17 protein-coding genes and 1 pseudogene are annotated in these 20,693 nt (G+C 68.3%); 2 read left to right on the top strand and 16 right to left on the bottom strand.

The window, feature by feature from the left end; all coding sequences use genetic code 11:
• Nucleotide 1 precedes the first annotated feature (1 nt).
• Both ACFZCP_RS28660 and ACFZCP_RS28655 read right to left on the bottom strand, forming a co-directional pair.
• The gene (locus ACFZCP_RS28660) at nt 2-1,408 is read right to left on the bottom strand and encodes an acyltransferase domain-containing protein (protein ID WP_391432037.1); all 1,407 of its coding nucleotides are present in this window, start codon (nt 1,406-1,408) and stop codon (nt 2-4) included.
• Nucleotides 1,409-1,679: 271 nt separating this feature from the next.
• Nucleotides 1,680-1,937, bottom strand: coding sequence for a phosphopantetheine-binding protein (locus ACFZCP_RS28655; protein ID WP_391432034.1), 258 nt, complete (start codon nt 1,935-1,937; stop codon nt 1,680-1,682).
• A 281-nt stretch (nt 1,938-2,218) separates the two neighbouring features.
• Here ACFZCP_RS28655 and ACFZCP_RS28650 point away from each other — a divergent pair, with 281 nt between their 5' ends.
• A complete protein-coding gene (locus ACFZCP_RS28650; protein WP_391432029.1) occupies nt 2,219-3,262 on the top strand; it encodes a MupA/Atu3671 family FMN-dependent luciferase-like monooxygenase in 1,044 nt (347 codons plus the stop codon).
• Nucleotides 3,263-3,429: 167 nt separating this feature from the next.
• Here the strand turns inward: ACFZCP_RS28650 and ACFZCP_RS28645 are convergent, their stop codons facing one another.
• The 14 genes and pseudogenes from ACFZCP_RS28645 to ACFZCP_RS28580 all read right to left on the bottom strand — a co-directional run.
• On the bottom strand, nt 3,430-4,593 hold the full coding sequence (locus tag ACFZCP_RS28645; RefSeq protein WP_391432024.1) for a 2-oxo acid dehydrogenase subunit E2: 1,164 nt from the start codon (nt 4,591-4,593) through the stop codon (nt 3,430-3,432).
• Nucleotides 4,586-5,593, bottom strand: coding sequence for a transketolase C-terminal domain-containing protein (locus tag ACFZCP_RS28640; protein ID WP_391432021.1), 1,008 nt, complete (start codon nt 5,591-5,593; stop codon nt 4,586-4,588). The genes ACFZCP_RS28645 and ACFZCP_RS28640 overlap by 8 nt, the downstream gene beginning before the upstream one ends.
• A gap of 3 nt (nt 5,594-5,596) precedes the next feature.
• On the bottom strand, nt 5,597-6,544 hold the full coding sequence (locus ACFZCP_RS28635) for a thiamine pyrophosphate-dependent enzyme (RefSeq protein ID WP_391432016.1): 948 nt from the start codon (nt 6,542-6,544) through the stop codon (nt 5,597-5,599).
• A 53-nt stretch (nt 6,545-6,597) separates the two neighbouring features.
• A complete protein-coding gene (locus ACFZCP_RS28630; protein ID WP_391432012.1) occupies nt 6,598-7,698 on the bottom strand; it encodes a C45 family autoproteolytic acyltransferase/hydolase in 1,101 nt (366 codons plus the stop codon).
• A complete protein-coding gene (locus ACFZCP_RS28625; RefSeq protein ID WP_362687308.1) occupies nt 7,695-8,309 on the bottom strand; it encodes a GNAT family N-acetyltransferase in 615 nt (204 codons plus the stop codon). The genes ACFZCP_RS28630 and ACFZCP_RS28625 overlap by 4 nt, the downstream gene beginning before the upstream one ends.
• Before the next feature lies 1 nt (nt 8,310).
• Nucleotides 8,311-8,571, bottom strand: coding sequence for a phosphopantetheine-binding protein (locus ACFZCP_RS28620; RefSeq protein ID WP_391432008.1), 261 nt, complete (start codon nt 8,569-8,571; stop codon nt 8,311-8,313).
• Entirely contained in the window at nt 8,561-10,099 is a 1,539-nt protein-coding gene (locus tag ACFZCP_RS28615) for an AMP-binding protein (RefSeq protein WP_391432005.1), read from the bottom strand. Before ACFZCP_RS28615 ends, ACFZCP_RS28620 begins: the two co-directional genes overlap by 11 nt.
• Complete coding sequence (locus ACFZCP_RS28610; protein WP_391432002.1) at nt 10,096-12,111, bottom strand: class I tRNA ligase family protein; 2,016 nt, start codon at nt 12,109-12,111, stop codon at nt 10,096-10,098. Before ACFZCP_RS28610 ends, ACFZCP_RS28615 begins: the two co-directional genes overlap by 4 nt.
• The gene (locus tag ACFZCP_RS28605; protein WP_391431999.1) at nt 12,108-13,184 is read right to left on the bottom strand and encodes an FAD-dependent oxidoreductase; all 1,077 of its coding nucleotides are present in this window, start codon (nt 13,182-13,184) and stop codon (nt 12,108-12,110) included. Before ACFZCP_RS28605 ends, ACFZCP_RS28610 begins: the two co-directional genes overlap by 4 nt.
• A 3-nt stretch (nt 13,185-13,187) precedes the next feature.
• On the bottom strand, nt 13,188-14,483 hold the full coding sequence (locus ACFZCP_RS28600) for a SidA/IucD/PvdA family monooxygenase (protein ID WP_391431996.1): 1,296 nt from the start codon (nt 14,481-14,483) through the stop codon (nt 13,188-13,190).
• A 110-nt stretch (nt 14,484-14,593) separates the two neighbouring features.
• Nucleotides 14,594-15,829 carry an acyl-CoA dehydrogenase family protein gene (locus ACFZCP_RS28595; protein WP_391431993.1) on the bottom strand — a complete coding sequence of 412 codons (1,236 nt, stop codon included), beginning with the start codon at nt 15,827-15,829 and terminating at the stop codon, nt 14,594-14,596.
• Between the two features lie 459 nt (nt 15,830-16,288).
• Nucleotides 16,289-17,167 (bottom strand): 3-oxoacyl-ACP synthase, encoded by an 879-nt coding sequence (locus tag ACFZCP_RS28590; protein ID WP_391431991.1) that lies wholly within the window; start codon nt 17,165-17,167, stop codon nt 16,289-16,291.
• 723 nt (nt 17,168-17,890) lie between these two features.
• Nucleotides 17,891-18,349, bottom strand: coding sequence for a phosphopantetheine-binding protein (locus ACFZCP_RS28585; protein ID WP_391431988.1), 459 nt, complete (start codon nt 18,347-18,349; stop codon nt 17,891-17,893).
• Nucleotides 18,350-18,807: 458 nt separating this feature from the next.
• Nucleotides 18,808-19,272 (bottom strand): annotated as a pseudogene (locus tag ACFZCP_RS28580) (TnsA-like heteromeric transposase endonuclease subunit); the annotation flags it as partial.
• Between the two features lie 550 nt (nt 19,273-19,822).
• Between ACFZCP_RS28580 and ACFZCP_RS28575 the strand changes: the two are divergent.
• A complete protein-coding gene (locus ACFZCP_RS28575; protein ID WP_391431985.1) occupies nt 19,823-20,665 on the top strand; it encodes a hypothetical protein in 843 nt (280 codons plus the stop codon).
• Nucleotides 20,666-20,693 lie beyond the last annotated feature (28 nt).

The following is a 20,693-nucleotide window of genomic DNA, read 5'->3' as shown; positions in this document are numbered from 1 at the left end:
GTCACTCCTCGGTCGATCCGACGGGGCTGGAAGCATCTGGGCCGGCCCACAGAGGCAGGAGGGCGTGCAACTGGTCCTCGGTCAGCGCGTCGAGCGAGGCCAACAGCCGCTCCGCCTCCTCCGGCGAGAACCGCTCCGGCCCGCCCGCCTCCTCACCGGCCCCCGCCCCGAGCTCGAGCCCGAAGACCTCGACGACCGGCCGGCCTGCGTCGTCGACGACCGAGACGTCGACGACCTCTCGCGCCGTCTCACCCACCCGGTGCCGGACCACCGCGACTCCGGACCCCGCAGCGCTCGCCGACTCGTGGATCACGACCCGCTCGAGCCGGAACGGCAGCTCGGTGGACGGCGCCGGAGCCGGCCGATCCGCTCCCGGCCGATCACCGACCGTCCGCCCCCTCGCACGGAACGGCGCGTGGTACCTCACCCAGTCGACCGGAATCCCCGCCTCCTCCAACTGAGTCAGGTGCTCCAAGACCGTCACCGAGTCCGGTGTCCGAGGCGACAACCCCGCCAGCCACAGCTCACTCCCGTCGCTCTGCGCCCGGCCGGCCGTGGTCAGCGCCCGTCCGGGCCCCACCTCCACGAACACCGTGCAGCCGCCGTCCATCAGTGCCCGGACTCCCGCCATGAACCTGACCGGCGAGGTGAGCTGCCGGCCCCAGTACTCCGCGCCGAGCTCCCCGTCCGCGGCCCAACCCCCGGTGAGGTTCAGTGCCAGCGGCACGGCCGGGTTCCGGTGCCGGATCCGGCCCGCCGCCGCGACCAGCTCCGGGACGGCCGGGGCGACCAGCGTCGAGTGGAAGGCGTGGGTGGTCTCCAGCGGGATCGTCAGCCAGCCTCGCCGCTCGAACGCCGCCACCAACTCCCCCATCGCTGTGTCGGTCCCCGAGACGACGATCCGCTCCGGGGCGTTGTACGCGGCCATCGACGCCGCGCCGCCGTGTGCCGCGACCAGGCGTTCCAGCTCCGCCGGGTCAGGACCGCCCACTGCGACCATCCGGCCGGCGCCGGGCACGGCCGCGAAGGCCCGGCCGCGGGCGCTGACGAGTTCGAGCCCTTCCTCGACGTCGAACACCCCCGCCACACAGGCGGCCGCGTACTCGCCGAGACTGTGGCCGACCACCGCGTCCGGCCGCACCCCGCACGAGGTCCAGAACTCCGCCAACGCGACCTGCAGCAGAAAGACCGCGGGCTGGAGCAGCTCGGCCCGGGTCTGGGCGGCCGGGTCGGCGAACACGTCGAGCGGACCGACGCCGGTGAGCCGGCGGAACCGATCGGCGTGCCGGTCGATGCCCGCGCGGAACAACGGGTGCTCGCGATGGAGCTCGACGCCCATGCCGACGTACTCAGAGCTCTGTCCTGAGAACAGGAACCCGATCCGCGGCCGGATTCCGGCCGCCGTCACGAGGTCCCTCCGCGCCGCAGCACCGGCCGGGCACTGCTCTCGGGGTCTGAATCCGACATGACCTGAACATTGTCGTACGGCATTCCGGGCACGAAGGAATTCCAACCGTTCTATCAAGTCTGGAAGAAGTCAGCCACGTGAGCCCGCGACGACATCCGACGGGCTGGAATGGGATGACGCGATGTCTTGCCGGCGAGACAGGCTCTCCGTCCCGGCCTCCTGATGCCGGTGCGACTAGCCCGGCACGAGGAATCGAACCGTCACGACCCGGTCAGGACGCCTTGCCGACCAGTTCGCTCAGCACGTCGCTGAGGTCGCTGAGCAACGGGTTCTTGAGGATAACGCCCGTGATCCGGGAAATCCCGAGCTCCTGACGGAGGGCCTGGCCGAGGCGGACGGCGATGATGGAGTTGCCGCCGACGGCCAGGAAGTCGTCGCCGATGCCGATGCCCGAATTCCCCAGAAGCTCCCGCACCTTGCCGACCACCAGCTCGTCCATGGGGTTACGGAACCCGCTGTCGACCGTCACTTGACCACCTCTCGCACTTCATCGGTTAGCTCTCGCAGGCTGGTTCGAAGGGATTGACTACGGCTCTCCTGCATGAACTAAACCTGTTTCCCCAAAGGACGCGTCCATCGTGCGCTTGTCTCGCCGGCGAGACAACACTCCGTCGGTCGTTTTCCACCGCGGTCCGCGGTGAGTGTGTCCGCGAAGAACGAGGGTGCTACGAATCATGAACGGGCGCATTTAACCGACCGATGTTCGCCAACCCCCGACTCCGAACTCGTATCCGCTGGGGAGAACGCACGATGGATCTCAGTCTCTTCTATTTCGCCAACGACAGCGGAGCCGCCGAGGCCGACCGGTACCGGTTGCTGCTCGAAGGCGCCCGCTTCGCCGACGAGAACGGCCTGGCGGCGGTGTGGACCCCGGAACGCCATTTCCACCCCTTCGGTGGGACCTATCCGAACCCCTCGGTGACCAGTGCGGCGATCGCCGCGACGACGGAGCGTGTCAAGATCCGGGCGGGCAGCGTCGTGGCGCCGTTGCACCACCCGCTGCGGATCGCCGAGGAGTGGTCCGTGGTGGACAACATCTCCCGGGGCCGAGTCGGGGTGTCCTTCGCCTCCGGCTGGCACGCCGTCGACTTCGCCCTGAACCCGGCCGCCTACACGAACCGCCGGACGGAGATGTACGAGCGGATCGAGCAGGTGCGTGCCCTGTGGCGCGGCGAGGAAATCGAGGTCACCGACGGCGCGGGGAACCCGGTGAAGGTGCGGTCGTTCCCGCCGCCGGTCCAGACCGACCTGCCGATCTGGGTCGCCAGTGTCGGCGACGTCGAGACCTTCCGGAGCGCCGGCCGGATCGGAGCCGGGCTCCTCACCCACCTGCTCGGCCAGAGTCCCGAACAGCTGGCGCACAAGATCGCCGAGTACCGGAAGGCCGCGGCCGACGCCGGCTGGCCGGGCCACGTCGCGGTGATGGTGCACACGTACCTCGGCGAGGACACCGACACGGTCCGAGAGCTGGTCCGGCCGTCGCTGAGCGACTACATGCGCAGCTCACTCGGGCTCATCCTGGCGTCGGACCTCAGCACCGGAGACCTGGAGCCGGACGAGATCGACATGCTCGTCGAGCGGGCCTTCGAGCACTACTTCGACAACGTCGGCCTGCTCGGCTCGGTCGACAAGGGCGAGCAGGTCGTGGCGCGGCTCGCGGAGCTCGGCGTGGACGAGATCGCGTGTCTCATCGACTTCGGACTGCCGACGGACGAGGTCATGACCGGCTTGACCTATCTCAAGCGACTGCAGGACGCGTGCGGCGCCGACGCGCCCTGCCGGCTCACGAGCTGACCCCGTTCCTTCCCACGCCGCCGCGGTCGCCCGGCCGAGGTGGGGACTGTACGAAAGCGGCACCCGCCGGATCGGCGGGCGCCGGGTCGGGCGACGTCCGCGACAGAACCAGCCCGGCCGGCCCGACGTCGTCGGCCGGACCGGGCAGTGGCTTCGTCGTCCTCCCGTCAGCCCGCGAGCCGGGCGATGGCGTCGGCGCTCTCCAGGTCCTGCTTCACCGCGGTGAGGAAGCGGACCGCGTCGCGGCCGTTGAGATAGCGATGGTCGTAGGTGACCGCGACCGTGGTGACCGGCCGGGTGAACGGCACACCGTCCTCGGTCAGCGCGACTTCGCTCCGCTCGGCGCACAAGGTCACGACGCAGGTGCGGCCCGGATGGACGATCGGCGCGGCCAGGATGACGTCCGGATCGTTGTGCAGCGAGAGGGTGATGGCCTCGTCGGCGAACTCGTCCTCGCGGAAGTTCTGCCGCAGGGCGCTGACTCGGAAGTCCATGAGGTCGTCGGTCAGGTCGCCGATCGGACGGTGGGCGGCGTCCTTGAGCACCGGGATGAACAGCCCGGTCCCGACGTCGACGGTGACCCCGACGTTGGCGGCCGACGCGAGGACGAGGGTGTGGTCCGCACCGGGCGTGGCGAAGAACAGCGGGAAGTCGGCGTGGCGGGCGGCAATGGCCTTGACCAGGAGCTCGACCAGGCCGTACGGGGCGCCGCCGCGGGTGGCGCGGAACGCCGTCAGGTCGACCGCGATCGCGGCGAAGGCGGCCGGGATCGTGCGGTGCGCCTCGCTGACGACGGCGGCCACCGCGCGCTGGCGCCGGCTGAGGCTGACGACGGCGGCTTCCGCGGACGCCCCAGCCGCCCCCTGTTCCGCGGACCCCTGGTCAATGAGCCGCTGGACGTCGGAGGCCTTCACCACCCGCTTGCCGAGCGCGCGCAGCTGCTCGGGCCGGATGCCGTGATCCTGGGCGAGGGTGCGCGCGGCGTCGCTGAGGACCGGGTCCGGGCCGCCGTCGTGGTCCCCGGCCTCGCCCTCACCCTCGGGTGCGGTGGTCACGGCGGCGGCCGCCGGGCTCGCCAGGTAGTCGTCCCGTTCCTGGTGGCTGTCGAACAGCAGCCCCACGGGCCGCCCGAACTCGCAGCGCGCTCCTGCCTCGACGAGCTGGTGGAGGAGGCCGTCCGTGTCCGCGACGAGTTCCTCCAGGGCCTTGGCGGTCTCGACCTCGGCGACGACCTCGTCCGCGAACACCTCGGCGCCGTCGTCGACCGTCCAGTCGACCAGGACGCAGTCCTCGTCGTTGTTGTTGAACTTCGGCAGCAGCAGTTCACGCATGCAACGCCTCCCAGATGGCGCGGTGGATGTCAGGAGCTTGGGGGAACACGGTCTGTTCCAGGTGGGCGGCGGTCGGGATCACCTCGGCCTCGGCGCTGCACAGCACGACCGGGCGCCGCAGCCGGCCCCACAGCCGCTCGTAGACGCGCGCGGCGACCTCCGAGCCCCAGGTGCCGCCGGCGGTGCAGTCCTCGACCAGGCACACGACCTCGGCACCGGCCAGGGCCGGTAGCAGTGGCTCCACGTCGAACGGGTACAACCGGGTCGGAACGATCACCTCGCAGGTGATCTCGTGCTCGGCGAACAGCGTCCCGGCCGCCGCCAGCGCCCGCCGGGCCACGCCGCCGGGCACGATGATCACGCAGTCGGCCGCGTCGTCGCCGTCCGACGCCCGCAGCCGTGCCGGGCCGCCGGCTCCGAACGGGAAATCGGCGACGAACGGCCCGTCCGTCCCCGGCTCGTGCATCGGCTGCGTGTAGAGCACCTTGTCCTCGAACAGAACGGCCGGCTCGCCATCGGCGAGCAGGCCGGCCAGCAGCGCCGTACTGTCGTGGAACGGCGAGATCTCGTGCACCGACAGGTGCGGCACGCCGATGAAGTGCTTCTGCAGGCTCTGGCTGTGGGTCGGGCCGTACCCGCGCCGCCCGCCGGTGGGACAGCGCACGATCACCGGGACCTCGACGCGGCGGCCGTACATCGCGACCGATTTGGCCGCGAAGTTGACGATCTGGTCGAAGGCCAAGGTGGCGAAGTCGCCGAACATGATCTCGACGATGGCGCGCCCGCCGGACAGCGCCAGCCCGTTGGCCACGCCCACCAGCGACTGCTCGCTGATGGGTGTGCTCAGGACCCGGTCGGGGTAGCCCGACGACAGCCCTTTGGTGATCTTGAAGGCGCCGCCGTACGGATCGGCGACGTCTTCCCCCAGCAGGAACAGGTCGGGGTCGGCGGCGAAGGCCGCGTGCAGGGCCCGGTTCAGGTTCTCAGCGACACGCTCCACGGCTCAGCCCCTCTCCCACACCGAGGCCGGACGGGCCAGGACCCGGTCCACGGCCTCGGCGATCCGCGTCCGCTGCTCGTCCTCGACCTTGGCGAACAGGTCGGGGTCCAGGCGCCGATAGGCGTCGTGCCAGTCGTGCTCCCGCTCGGCGGCGACCTCGGCGGCGGAGCGCGTGTCGTCGCCCTTGCTGTGCGGGCCGAGGCGGTGGGTCGCGAACTCCACGACAGCCGGGCCGCCGCCGGTGCGCGTCCGTTCGACCACCGGTGCCAGGCGCGCGCGGATCGCGGCGACGTCGCTGCCGGTCACGGACACATGGGCGATTCCGAACGCCGCGGCCCGCCCGGCGATGTCGCCGGCCATGGCGCGCGCGGTCGGCGTGGTCTGCGCGATGCCGTTGTTCTCCACGACCACCAGCAGCGGCAGCCGCCACAGCGCGGCCAGGTTCAACGCCTCGTAAACGGCGCCCTCGCCCCAGGTGCCGTCGCCGATGTAGGCCACGGCGATCCCGGACCGGCCGGTCCGCTGGAACCACAAGGCCGTGCCCACGGCCACCGGCAGGCTCTCGCCCTGCACCCCGGTGGACAGGTAGGTGCCCCGGAAGATGTGCTGGCTGCCGCCGACGCCCGAACAGACGGCGCCCTCGCGGCCGGTCATCTCGGCCAGCAGGCCCTCGGGGTCGTCGAAGCGGGCCAGGTAGTGTCCGTGGCCGCGGTGGTTGCTGAACACGAAGTCGTCCGGGGCCAGCAGCGGCCCCAGGGCCACCGGCACGTACTCCTGGCCGAGGCAGGTGTGCGTGGTGCCGTTGAGCAGCCCGCGCGCGAACAGGTCGAGCACGGCCTGTTCGAAGTGCCTGATCATCAGCAGGCTGGAAAGGTCGTCGATGTCGATCCCGGCATCGATTCCGGCAACGCTGATGGCAGTACCTTCTTTCTCGTCATCGAGCACGTTCATGGTCCCGCCCGTCGGAGTTCGAAAAGATCGAGATGAGCCCGGCGCCCTCGACATCACCCCGCGTCCTCCGTGCCCGCTCGGGGCATGCCGACAGTGCAGCAGTCCGGGTCCGCAAAGGTGAACTCCCTGGTGACAGATGTGGCGGGGTCACCCGGCCTGATGTACAACCGACCGCTCCCCGGCAATGCGACGGCAGCGGCGACGGTGCGCTCGTACCGGATGTCACCGGTTCCGACAACGCGGATGGGAGGGACCGAGAGCAAAGCGAAATGCTCCTCCACCCCTGCGGCCGGCGCCATCGCGGCGAGACCGGCGCGGCACGCCTCCAGCCTTCGGCGTGAGGAGTTCCGCGCGAAGACGTTGATCTCGTCGAAGGGTTCGAATTCGGGATGGAGGAAGTGGTTGGTGTGCTCGGCCTGTTGGGCTTCGAGGCACCGGAACCCGCCGTCCAGAGCCTCCACCCAGACCGCCTTGCCCGCGTCGCAGAGCATGAACGACCGTGAGCTGGCCAACGGGAGGCCGCGGAGGCACTCGACCGCCTCATCGACGGTGGCAGCGGAGTCCAACACGTGGCGAATGGCCAGGTACGGCGGGACTCCGGGTTTCCAGTCGCCGCCGAGGACCAGGTTGAGGCCCACGGCCAGGCCGTCGCTGTTGACCCCGAGATAGCCGAGCAGGCCCGCGAAACTGAGCACCAGGGCCCGGCGCGGGGAACCTGTGAGTCGGACGTCGAGGACGCTGATCTGATCGTCCAGGTCGCCGTTGAGGTCCACCGTCTGGGCCAGGACCGGATGGGAACCGGCCTTGGCGTAGGTGGTGCAGTCGCCTCGCGCCGGGATCTTCCGGTAGCCCAGGATCTCCCGGCGCAGCTGCAGCAGCAGCGCCTGGTCGCGGTGGATGCCGATCCCGTCGGCGAGTCCGGTGATCTCCTCGGCCAGCCGTGGCAGCTCTGCCGTGATCACCTTGTCGAACGCGGACAGCACCGGTTCGAGCCCGGCCGTCGTGACCGGTTCGTCCAGAAGCAGGTTGAGGCGGCAGAGCGAGTCGTCGACGAAGCCGCGCAGCGGACCGGCGAGAGCTGCCCCGTGCTGTCGGCCGACCTCATATGGATCGCCGCAGAGATGCAGATGGGCGACGCCCGCTCCGCCGGTCACACCGCCATGCCCTGACGAGTCACCTTCGCGTTGGTGGCCAGCTCGTCCTTGAGCCACGACCACTCACCGCGCAACACGCTGTAGTAGACAGCGTCCCGGCGCCTGCCGCCCGGCATCGGGTTGAAGCTGCGAAGGACGCCTTCCTCCAGGGCGCCGATGTTGCGCAGGCCCGCTCGGGCCTGCGCGTTGAGCTGGTCCGTCTTGAACTCCACGCGCTCGGCGCCCAGGTTCTCGAAGGCGTGCTCGAGCAAGAGGTACTTGGCCCAGCGGTTGATGCCGCGGCCCTGGAAGTCGACGCCCAACCAGGACCAGCCGATCTCCAGGCGCGAGTCCGCCTCGGAGAGGTTGCCGAAGCTCATACTCCCCGCGCAGCGCCCCGTCGTCTTGTCGGTGATGTGGAAGACCACACGCCTGCCTGCCGCGTGGTCGGCGACCATGCCCTGGAAAAAGGCGTCGAAGTCCTCCTCCGTCTCGACCAGGCTCACGAAGTAGCGCCAGATCACCGGGTCCATCGCGATGTCGTGGATCGACTCGCGGTCCTCGGGACTGATCGGCCGCAGCCTCACGTGGTCATTCTCCAGCGTGGCCGCGGCCAGCTCCGCCCAACTCACTCTAAGCAGCCTTTCCCGCGTAGCGCGACAGGGTGTCGACGACGTCGTGGAGAGTGCGCATCTCGGCGACGTCGCGCTCGGTCAGATGCGCGAGGTCGACCGCGAGGTCCTCGCAGAGCCGGGTCAGGAACAGGACCTTCTGCAGCGAGGTCAGTCCGTAGTCGGTCAACGCGACATCCGGGTCGATCCCGTGCGGATCCGCGGCCGGCTGGAGCGCGGCCGACAGGTTCTCCCGCGCGATGGTCTCGATGTCACTGGGCATGGATACCGTCCTGGTTGTTCGTGATCTCCGCCTGGAAGGCGGCGAAGATGGCCTGTCGTTTCGGCTTGAACTGCGAAGTGAGCATTCCGTTGGCGATGCTGGGCCGGGGGCTCGCGACCACGATCTTGCGGATCTGTTCGTCACGGCCGAACGAGGCGTTGGTGCGGGCCAGTTGGTCGGCGATCGCCTCGAGGTCCGGCGTGTCGGAGGACGGCGAGACCACCGCGACCAGGGACGTCTGCGCGGGGCAGAACACCACGCACTCCTCGATCGCCGGACTCGTCCGCATGTGCTCCTCGATCGGCCGGACGATCACCTTCCTGCCGTTTCCGAGCACGATGACGTCGTCGGCGCGCCCCTGGATGAACAGGAAGCCGTCCTCGTCCACGTAGCCGAGGTCGCCGGTGCGCACCACCCCGTCCGCGACGAACATCCGCTCGGAGTCACCGGGCTCGGCGAACTCGTAGCGCTGGTTCACCGGATGCTCGCTTCGTACCAGGAGCACGCCGTCCTCGTCGAACAGCACCTCCTTCCCCCGCAGCACCCTCCCCACGCTGCCCTCCCTGTGGGCACCGGGATGGTTCTTGCTGACGATGCACGTCTCGTTCAGCCCGTAGCCCTCGTAGATGGGAAGGCCCGCGTCGGTGAGGTAGCGCAGCACCTCCCTGTCCGCCGGCGCCGATCCCGTCCACAGGTAGCGGATCCGATCGCCGAACAGCCGCCGCGCGGCCGCGCGGCGCGCCGCGTCCGGCGTGACGCCGTCCGCGCGCGCGGCGTCCTGGCTGATCTGCTGCCTGGCGGCCTCGAAGAACGCCGGCACACCCATCACCACGGTCGGCCGAGCCGTCGCGAGCGCGGCGAAGGCCGCCTCGTACGTGGTGACAGTCGCATCGTGGCCGAAGCAGAGGGCGGAGTAGAGCCAGTACCGCTGCTGCAGCAGCGACAGCGGAAGGAAGACGAAGAGGTTGTCGCCGCCCCGGTGCTCGAAGATCTCCTGCACAGCCTGCATCGACGCGTCGATACTGCCGACCGTGGCCCCGAGTCCCTTCGGCGCACCGGTGCTGCCGGAGGTGAACTTGATCGTCGTCACCTCCTCGGGCTCGTACACGACGGGTCCGGGCGGCTCCGGCCATGCCTGCCTCGCAGCCTCGGCGACATCAGTGAAAGTTCGGACAGCCGCCGACGCGTCCGCCGGCACGTCCTGGTCGGTGAACAGAAGCGTGAGCCCGTAGCGTGCCACCAGCTCTCCGCCATCGGTGAACTTGCCCGGCTCGAAACCTGCGACCACAACCTTGAGCCGCAGCGCGGCAAGGTCCAACAGAACCCATTCCAGGCTGTTGGCCGCCAGGATTCCGATGCGGTCCCCGGACTCGACGCCGAGGCTCCGAAGGTAGGCGGCGACATGGCCCGACTGTTCGTACAGTTCGGTCAGGTCCAGCGTCCTGAGACTGCCGAGCCGGATGAAGGAGATCCGGTGGCCGGGAGCCGGCGGCCCCGCCACCAAGCGGTTGATCACAGAGTCCGTCATCCCGTGGCTCCTTCGGCGAGCGACCAGTCCGACGGCAGAGCCTCGAAGTAGGACTGTTGTTCGAGGTCGATCCGGGTGCCGGGCGCGACCAGCTCGACCTGTGAAGGCCAGGACGAGAGGTCGGTCGTCCCCAGCGCCCGGGCGAGTCGGGCGGCGAATCGAGGCATGATCGGCGTGGCCGCGCGGGCCAACAGTTGTGCCGCGGCCAGTTCCAGCGCGATGGCCGTTCGGGCCTCGTCCTTCCAACCGGCGATCAGCGCGGTCCGTGCCTCTGCTTCAGCGAACCGCCGAGTGTCGACGACGATCCCGTCCAATTCGGCGGCCGCACTGTTCAGCGAGAATCCGTCCTGCCCGAAGCTGTTGGCGACAGCGGCGAGCCGTACTCCCAGGCGGTTGAGGAACGCCGTGTGCTCTGGAGTCCAGACACCGGCGTCGGGGGCGATCCCGCCGTACTGCCCGGCGACCCGTGCGCCCAGGTCGTTCAGCCAACCCTGCCAGCCGTCCACCAGGACCCGCTGGACGGTCTCCGTGTACGCCTCGAGTTCGAAGTTCGTCCGTCGCCGCTCCGGACGCGTGAGCGACAGGTAGTAGCGCACCGCGTCCACGGTCTCCGGTCGCAGGATCTGCTTGCCCCAGATGGCATGGCGCCTGCTGGTGGAGAACTTGCCGTCCTCCAACAGATAGAACTCATTGACGTGGTAATCGATATCGGGATTCCACTGCGGGTACGCCAACCGGTAGAGAGCCGGGTAGAGCACGGCATGGTAGAAGCTGTTGTCGTAGCCGAAGAAGTGGACGAACTTCCAGTCCTGCTCGGGAGTCACGGCTTGCCAGTCACGGCCCAGACGGCCGCCGAGGACCTCGATGCCGTGGAGAAAGCCGTAGGACATCTCGGGCCAGACCCAGATCACCTGCCCGTCCACTGTCGTATCCGCGGGTGCGACGCCCCAGTCCGAAGGGTGGGTCATGGGAATGTCGAGCCTGGTACGCGCGAACACCCGGTCCGCCAGTTCACGGAGTCGGGCCGGGACCCGACCGAGACGGTGGTGATCGGCGACCTCGCTGCCGAACTCGTGGAGGGGCAGGACGAAGCGTGAGACAGGTTGCTGCTTCGGCGGCGCCTTTGACCGGCTGCTGCGCGGGTTGACCAGGTCGACGCAGACGTTCGGTTCGCCGCACTCTTCGCAGATGTTGCCGCTGGTGCCGCCCCCGCATCCGGGACAACCTCCCGAGACGTCCACCTCGTAGAGGTAGGCGTCCGTCTCGTCGTCCACCAGGGCAGCCGTCTGCTGGACGGTAACCGCCCCCGAGTCGACCAGCTTCGAGAAGTACCCCCGTAGACCGTCCCGGTAGCCGGGGTCCTCGTTGGTCACTGTGTACTGGTCGACCTCGATGTCCATCAGACGGAGCGTCGCGGCGATCTCGGCACTGTAGTGCTCGGCGGTACGCGCCGGTTCGCGCTCCTCACGGCGGGCGCAGTCGACCACGTAGCTCTGGAAGTCGTCGCTCCCGGTAAGGTGCCATGCCTCAGTGCCCTGCATGCGTTGGAACCGGACGTAGGCGTCGGCTCCCAGGTAGGGACCGGACAGGTGACCGAGGTGGAGGTCGCCGTTCGGAGTGGGCGGGGTCGAGAAGACGAAGACCGGCCTCTCGTGGAACCGACGGCGCGTACCGCCTGCCGCTGCGGCCTGGGCGGCGCGCACCGGGTCGCGCCAGTACAGGTCGAAGAAGACCAGGTCGACGTCTCCGTCGTTCTCGACGACGTGTGTCTCGAAGGGCTCGAACTGGCACACCGTTCCCGGCTCCACCCGGATACGCCGACCGTCGAAAGCCACCCATCCGGTTCCGGCGACGACGACGAACATCTCGATCTCGTCGTGCTGGTGTGGATCGGAGGTGACGCCCGGAGCGACCCGGCCCCAGCCGGCTCCGGCACTCATCTTCTCCACGGAGCTCATCTCGATGCCGAATGCCTGGTGCAGTTCCTCCGTGGAAAAGACGCTCACGTTCATCGGTGGCTCCCTTGGTCGGAAACGTTCTCAACGGCGGTACGGAGCAGGTGCGCTGTCTCTGCGGCGATGGCGGGTGCGAGCCTGTAGCCGGAGCCGTTGGCGGCACCCGCGAACACCAGTCGGCCCTCCTCGTCCAGAGCGCGTACCAGCGGCTCCCGATCCGCGCTGTACGCGTCGCAGAACACCCTTCCGCTGCGGGCGGAGTCGGCCAGGCGGGGGGCGCGGCCGATCAGCACCTCGCGGGCCTCAGCCAGGTCCGACGGGGAGACGCTGCCGGTGAGCCGGTCGGGGTCGACGTCCCAGACCTGACTGGTGTAGCTGAAGAGCCAACGCCTCTGCTCGTGCAGCGGGAGCAGGAATGCGTCCTCGTCGTGGAAGACGACGACTCCGTCCTCGGCCGCGGGCGGCCGTTCGATGTGCAGCGCGACGACCTTCTTCACCCTGGCGCCCAGGGGGGTGAGCCGTTCCCGCCAGGCTGGTGCGGCCAGCCACGGGCCGGGTGCGAGCACGACCGAGTCGGCTGTGACGCGCTCTCCCGTGCTGAACCCGAGTTCGTACCTGCTCCCGACCCGGTCCAGGGAATCGACGGAGACCCCTTCCCTGAAACTCGTCCGCGGCCGCAGAGACCGGGCCAATGCTCGGGTCAACGCCCCGACATCGGCGTACTGGCAGCCCTCGCCCGTCCAAGCCGCCGTCTCGTCCGAAAGTGGTGGCAGCCAGTCTGGCAACGCGTCCACGCGGGACAGTCCAGCCTCGTCAAGATAGGCCGTCTCCACCTGGCCCACAGCCGCACGGTCGGACACCACCAGCATGGGAACCGGATGAATGGGCAACGCCGGATCAGCGTCGAGCAGGGCCCTGTAGTAGGCCTGGCTGTAGCCGGTCATGCGGCGTACACGCTCCGTCGCGCCACGAGGGAAGTGCAGACCGGCCGACCGGCGACTGGCTCCGGACCCGACGGCATCTTGTTCGAGCACCAACACGGAAGCGTGCGGAGCCCGTAGCACCAGTTCCCGCGCGATCGTGCACCCGATGATTCCGCCACCAACGACGGCGAAGTCGACATGCGTCATGGCTCATCCCACGCTCTCGTCCGGGCTGAGCTTCGCCGACCATTCGATGAACGAAGGAACCGTGTCGTCGCTGCGTACACATCGAACGCGGTCGATGATCCGCTGGCTCCGCCAGGCAAGCAGGCTGAGGTTCTTGTCCGCCAGTCCGCGCTGTCGCAGAGCCGCGTTCTGGAGGAAGATGCTTCGGTTCGAAGGGCCGTCCCACCTCACGGCGAAATCACTGTCGATGCGGTACTCGTCGCCCTCACGCTCGAGTCGGTTCGCGATCGGGGCGAGGAAGTCGGGCGCAACGGTGCGGAACCCGGTCGCCCAGACCACTACGTCGGCGTCGACCTGCCCGAGGACCGCCGGATGGTTGCTGTTGGACAGCTTCAACGACCACGCGTTGTCGGAGGCGGAGACCGCGATCACGTTCCGGTTCGGGTACAGCGAGACCAGGTCGGTGTTTCCGTGGATGAACCGCTCGGCATAGATGCGCTGATAGATCTCGCGGAGTGTGCCCTCGGAGATGCCGTCACTGGTGAGGACGTGCTCCCGGTTGAACGATTCGCGCGTCCCCTGGTCCAGCCTGGCGAAGTAGTCCGAGTAGCCGGGCATGTAGAAGTCGTTGGTGAAGGGCGAGTCGTCGATGGGGTAGAAGTTGCGGCGGCGTGACACCCACGAGACCCGGCGCGGTCGCTCATTGGACGGACGCGAGATGAGGTCGAGGAACGCCTCGGCGCCCGACTGGCCTCCGCCGACCACGCAGACCCTCTTCCCCGCCACATCGCGGCTGAGAGGCACGAATTCGCTGACGTGGAACTGAGTGAGGCCGAGGTGGTCACGGGCTTCCGCCGGCACCCAGGCATTGCTGCCGATGCCAATTGACACGTTGTTCGCCGTGACGGTGCGCCGGTTGGTACGCAGGACGAATACGCCGTCGAAGTCGACGGAGACGACCTCCTCTCCGAATACCACATTCTGGTTGCGCCGGCTAGCCCATTCCAGGTAGTTGCGGAACTCCTGCCGCGGCACCGCGCTGAACTGAGCATTGATGAAGTGGTATATCCGCCCTTTGTCCTTCAGGTAGGACAGGAACGAAAAGGGATTGGTCGGGTCCGACAGACTCACCAGATCCTTGAAGATGGACACCTGGAGGGTCGCATCGGGGATCTGTTGTCCATCATGCCAACTGAACACCTCACGCTTCTCGAGGAAGAGGTTCGGCAGCCCCGGACAACCGTGCAACAGAGACGCAAGACTCAGATTCGCAGGGCCGACGCCTATGCCGACACACTCGTAGTGCTGTTCGTCACTCATGGCTCTCCCCGTGTATGCATCGGATGTCTTTCCGCGCCCGGCAGCCAGTGTGAGCCAGGATGCACGGGTACGGATCTGCCCGCGTCACTGCTTCGACAGGGGACGACAAGTCAGCGCTCCACTCGACTTGCACTGCGTCCGGATGCCGCTCGGGATCGGCCCGCGTGCGGCCGTCGTCCCAGCGCGTCCGCGATGATCAGCTTCTGGACCTCGGACGCGCCCTCGTAGATACGCAGGGACCTGACCTGCCGGTACAAGCGCTCGGGGACGCTGTCGGCAACCAGGCCGGCTGCCCCGTGGACCTGGACGGCAGCGTCGACGATCTCCTGTGCGGCCTCGGTGGCGGCCACCTTGGCGATGCTCGAGTGCTTCGCGTAGCCGGGGTTCCCGTGGTCGAGCTCCCACGCAGCCCGCGCGACCAACATCGCAGAATAATTCAGCTTTATTTCCATGTCGGCAAGCGCACCCTTCACAAGCTGAAGGTCCATCAGCTTGCCGCCCTGGATCCGCCGCTCACGGGCCCGCTGGACAGCCGAGTCGAATGCGCGCCGCGCAAACCCCACCGCGGCCGCCCCCACCGTCATCCGGAATCGCTCCAGCAGGTCCGTCGCGACCACGAACCCCTGTCCGGGGCGTCCGAGTACGCTCGATTCGGGGACCAGGCAGTCCTCGAAGGCCAGGTGTCCGAACGAGCGCGGAGCAACCAACCGCACCTCCTCCAGCACCCGGACTCCAGGCGTGCGCGCCGGCACCAGAAACGCCGTGAGCCCCAGCGCACCGGGTCCCCCACCCGTTCGCGCGATCACGCAGTGCAAATCCGCGATGCCGGCATTGGCGATCCAGGCCTTTCGGCCGTTCAACAGATAGCCGTCGGACACTCGGTCGGCAGTCAGACCGACTGCCGAGATGTCGGAGCCGGCCTCCTCCTCCGAGATCGCGAACGATCCCGTCACCTCGCCCGACGCCATTCGCGGCAGATACTCCAACTGCTGCTCACTGTTTCCGTATTGGATGATCGGGGTCGCCGACAGCGCTTGGATGGAGAAGGCGAAGTCCGCCAGATCGTCGGCGTACGCAAGGATCTCCCTTGCCAGACAGATCGAGCGGTGGTCACCGGCGGCGGACCCGTTCGCGGGATCGAGGAATCCCAGCCATCCGGCGGAGCCAAGCGCGCTCAGGATCTCCCTGCCGGCCTTCTCCGGGGTCTGCTCCAGAGGACGTGACCACAGGCTGGAATGGCCGGCGCACCAGTCGGCGAGCTCCACGGCCAACGTGCGGTGCTGCTCCTCGTAGAACGGCAACGCAAGTATGTCCTCATCGAGACCACTGAACAGCGCGTAAGTCATGTGTCGCCCTTTCAGATCCGCAGGTCAGCATCGGTCGAAACGGCCGCGACCCCGGCGGCACCTTGATCAGGCGATGCTCGATGAAAATTACGCGACCGAGGCTCAGCCCCGCCAGATCCGCCGCCCTCTCGCGTCACCACGCCGATGTCGGCGTGGTGACGGGCCTCTTCCCATCAGGAAACGACGACGGTCGTGAACTCACGGGCATGACGGACGGCGAAATCGTGGATCACTAGGCGCATCTTCACTTCACCGCTGTCGGTTGAGCACCTCGTGGCGGGGATTCGGCAAGAAGGCACGGAACCTGGTGATCGTCTGGTGTCGGATACCGTACGACCGCAGGATTCGCGCTCCGCCTGCCGTCTTCACCATGAGCCTGCTGCGACGTGTCGGCCGACGCCTGTCTCGCCAGCGAGACAACGCCCCCGCCCGACCATTCCGATAATGCCGGTTCGAGTGCTAACGCGTCTGCTTGCGGAGCAGAACCCCGTACCGTACTCCTGGAACCGAGGCGGCCAGCAGGTAGTGCCCGTTGTCGCGAAGGCGACCGGCTGCTGCGAGGTCCGTCAGGTTGATGATCGGGTCGGCGGCGAAGCAGTGGCCTACCCGTGCGATGTTGTCTGTATACAGCTGCGCCGCGGCAAATCCCGCCTGAAGCTCTTTCATGACGATGATGGCTTCGAAGATATTGGTGTGCATGAGGAGGTCGACCTGGTCGATTCCCATGGATGCACGTTTCATCAGCTGCGTGTTCACGCGGCGGGAGAGGTCCGGACTGATCTCGTTCGACCAGTCCAGGTCCTTCATCTCGTGCGCTGCGGCACTTGCGACGATCTCGTACTCCCCGTCGGTGTCCGACACCAGCACACCGGCCGCGCCATCGCTGAACAGGGCGAACTTGGCCAGTCTTTCCGCCTCGACAGGGACTCGATCGGTGGTGATGACCAGGACCCGCCGATGGATTCCGGAAGCTACGAAGGCCTCGGCGACTCGCAGGCCCGCCAGCAGGTTCGTGCATCGGTCGAGCGTGATGCCGAGGAAGTCGGCCTCACGCGTTCCCAACCCCTCCGAGATGGTCCGCACGAAACTGCCGTGGCTGTCCGGACCCCCTGGAAAACTGGTGCAGCACAGCACCAGTGCGTCGACGGAGGAGGGGTCGACACCGGCGGCGCGGAGAGTCGCCTTGCCCGCCTCGACCGCCAGGTCCTCCAGCGACTTGTGGCTCCGGTGCACATGGCCCCAGCCCCAGACCTCCGGGGCATACGGCAGCCCTAGTTCACCGGCCCGCGCCTCCAGATCCGGAGTCTCGGAATGGTGCGACGCGATCTCCCCCAGCACGTACTGCGGTCCGCTCAGGAAGACAGAGGAGGAACTCATCGAGGCTCCACAACGGGATGTGTATGTGATCGGTCAAGTTACGGCGGTGGCCGGCTCGGCCTCGGGCCCGGCACCAGCCGCCGATTCGTCCGACCGGGCCTCCTCGATCATGTCCAGGTCCCGCATACCCCGCAGCGGCGAGAAGGACACCTACAACCCCGCACACCAGCAACCGATCACCGCGCAATCCGGGCAGCGTGGCCAGCGGGATCGAGGCAGCAGCAAGCGACCGATGTCGCATTCACATCGTGAGCTTGTGCTTGGCGAGGCGGTCGACCACGACACCGGCCGGGAGGGAGAAGAGCAGGAACGGCAGCACGCCGAGGCTTGACAGGATCGCGACTTCCAGCGTCGATGACTTGAGCAGGACGACGCGGCCAGCGGGATCGCCAGGAGGGAGACCGACGAGCCGAGTTCACTGGCGGCCTGCCCACTCCACAAGAGCATGAAGTCTCGGTTGAACCACAGGGACTTCTTGGGAATCGCGTCCTCGGCTTTGTCGATCACGTGCCTGCCGTGCCAAAGGGGCGCCCCGGCCTCCAACGGTCGTGGGAAGGCCATTCAAGAGCGGACTCCCCTCGCAGCGCGTGTCACCGATCATGAGACTCACCAGTAGAGCCTTGATCACCGCACAGGTCGTCGGCCGGCACGAACGATGGACGGCCCGTGTCGGGGAGGCCGAGCTCAGTCCGCGGGCGTCGTCTCGGATCCGGGTCCGAGTCCGGCCGCCAGGCGCTCCATCCCCGCGTCGTCCAGGCCGTCAAGGGTCGCCAGCAGCTGCGCGGCCGCCTCCGGAGAGGCATCGCCGAGGTCTGCCCCGGCGGGTCCGCCGGCAACCGGTCCGGCAGCGAACGCGGCGACAGACCCACCTTCCGCCCGCACCCGCGCCGTCAGGCCGTCCAGGGTGAGTTCCAGCAGCTCGCCGGCCGGGACGTCCACACCGAGGTCGGTCCGCAGCCGGCTCCACAGCTCGATGGCCGCGAGCGAGTCGAAGCCGAGCGAGACCAACGGGACGTCGCAGCTGAGGGGGCTGGTCAGTCGCGCCCGGATCAGCCCGTCGAGATAGCCGCGGACGGCCAGGAGGCCGTCGCCGTTGCCGATCGTCACCTGCCCGCCGCCTCTCTGCCGCGACTCATCGGCCATCTCCCTGATCCTCGAACTGGGTTCGCCATGACTCTCCTGTGCAAACAATCCGACACTCGACATCCGAACGGCGGCCGACACCACTTCGCCGCGGCCCACGAATACCTTTGCAGGCCCTCCTCATGCTGCGCCTGTCTCGCCGGCGAGACAACATCGCGCAGACCATTCCCGGCCCGCTCCGCATGCAGTGGTCCGGGGGCACGGCCGTTCCCACATCATGATGTGAGTCCGAGGATGTGGGAACGGGTGTTGTGCCCGTCGCGCTGCCCGGCGGGTGGCTTCGGCGGTGTCGTCGCGTCCGTGCAGGTGAAGCGCCCCGATGGCGAGGTTCCGCAGCGCGGCCATGACACGCGGGCCGGAACTGGTGCGGACGCGGCCAGGCGCACCCGCACCCCGTCGAGCCGCGACCTGCCGGCAGCCGCCGTCGAGCAGCACCCGGTCGCCCACACGCAGCACCTTCATGCGCAGCTCACCACCGACAGTGCAACCAGTCGGACGGACAACTCCGTGTGCAGCCGCCCGGTCCGCAGCAGGTGGTGGAGCGTCGGGAGCACCGCGATCGGATCGCCCACCGCCTTCGCGCCCGCGATCAGCGGCCCCGGCTCGGCGAGCTGCGCCCGCAGCAGTGCATCCCATGGCTGCTTGCAGCATCGGCTCATCCGATACCCGGCCGGCCAGCGCACATTGCCCAGCCGCACCGGCTCATGCCCGTGCACGGGCCGAAAGCCCCAGCCCACCACATCGCAGAACCCAGCGGTCGCATCGAACACCGCCCGGTCGGCAGCCGTGATCCGGTTCTCCGGGCGGCAGTCGACCACCTCGCCGCTCCCGTCGGCACGCCGCGCGAAGAAATCAGGGACATGCGAGTGCCGACGTGACGAATCCGTCCACTCCAGCCGGAATGGCTGCGCCGCGAACGAGGTGACCCGCGGATCGGGTCAATCAGCGAATGATTCGATGGGCTCGAAGCGGACGGTCAGGCCGAGTGGCGTTGGCTTGGCTCACGCTACGATTCTTGGCCCGTTCAGGGTCGAGGCCACGGCCGTTTCAAGATCGGTTTGAGGTGGGTGGCGGGCCGCATGTCGGCGTGCTGAGCAGGGCGGAGCTCCGGTAGGACGAGGGTTATCACACCAAATCGTCTGCACCGGAACTCCGTTGCTGGTTGAGTCTGCCATCCCCGAAGCCGGGTTGTCCGCGATTGGGGACTGGGTGTCGTCGCCGGCGGCAGGGACGGCCGTCGAGGTCACCTGCGAGGTGTTGTCGGGTCTGCCGGCCAGGCTGGGTGAGGTGGGCGACGGGCGCCGTGAGCAGGGGCGGCTGTATCCGGTGGCGGCGGTGCCGGCGCACGGCACCTACCCTCCCCGCGGGTCACGCCCGCCCAAGACCCAGACCACCGCTCCACGACCCCACTCCCCCCGAGCGCACGAAACTCCGGCCACCGGGCGGACGCCAAGCCCTCCATCACAGCCTCGTATGACGTTCACGGAACAGCTGCTGCAGGAGCTTGCGGACGCCGACGGCCGGATCGTCAAGAGCGGCAGCGGTCCGGACATGGAGAAGTGGCCGTCCCGCGTCGCCGCGGCACGTAGGTCCGGAAGGGTCCCGGAGACGAAGGAGCTATACGGGGGTTGGTGCCGTGGCGGGTACGAGATCGAGCTCGTCGACATCCCCGCCTGGCGCCTTGCCGTCCTCAAACCCATCTCCGTGCCGTCTCGGCTCGCGCGTCCGCACCCCGTGGTACAGGCCATACAGAGCGAAACCCAACCGCTGGGCCTCACGAAGCCCGTCCAAGGACGTGCCCTCCGGCTCATCCAGGCGCTCATCACCGCTGCCGAGGCCACAGGACATTCCACTTCTCCTGGACGGACCGGCTTCGCTCCCCCGTCTCATGGGCCGACACCCCCGGCCGCTCCCTCGAAGAGCAGCTCGCCGAGATCGCCCAAGAGGTCACTCTCCGCGGCGAGGCCGCTGAACGCAGACGCCAAAACGAGATCGAAGCGGCACGCCAGAAGCGCATCCGCTGGGAAGCCGCCATGGAAGAAGCCCGCATCCGGAACGCGGAGGCGTACCGGCATCAGGCACTTCGAAGCGCAGGAAGCGTCTTGGCGCCACGCCACCCGATTGACCGAGTACGTAAGCGCCGTGCGCGCGCGAGTCGAGGCCATGCCGCCGGGGCAGGCCAGAACCGACGCCGAAGCATGGATCAGCTGGGCAGCGACCACCGTCGAGCGCGTCGACCCGCCGAGCTCACCACCCCGGTTGCCGGACGTCCCCGAATCGCGAGCCGACGACCTAAGGCCCTTCCTCGGGCACTGAAGCCCTTACGGACCGACTTTTGAGCATC

Source organism: Streptomyces sp. NPDC007971 (assembly GCF_042958635.1).
GTDB lineage: Bacteria > Actinomycetota > Actinomycetes > Streptomycetales > Streptomycetaceae > Streptomyces.
This window is presented reverse-complemented; position numbering and strand designations above follow the sequence as displayed.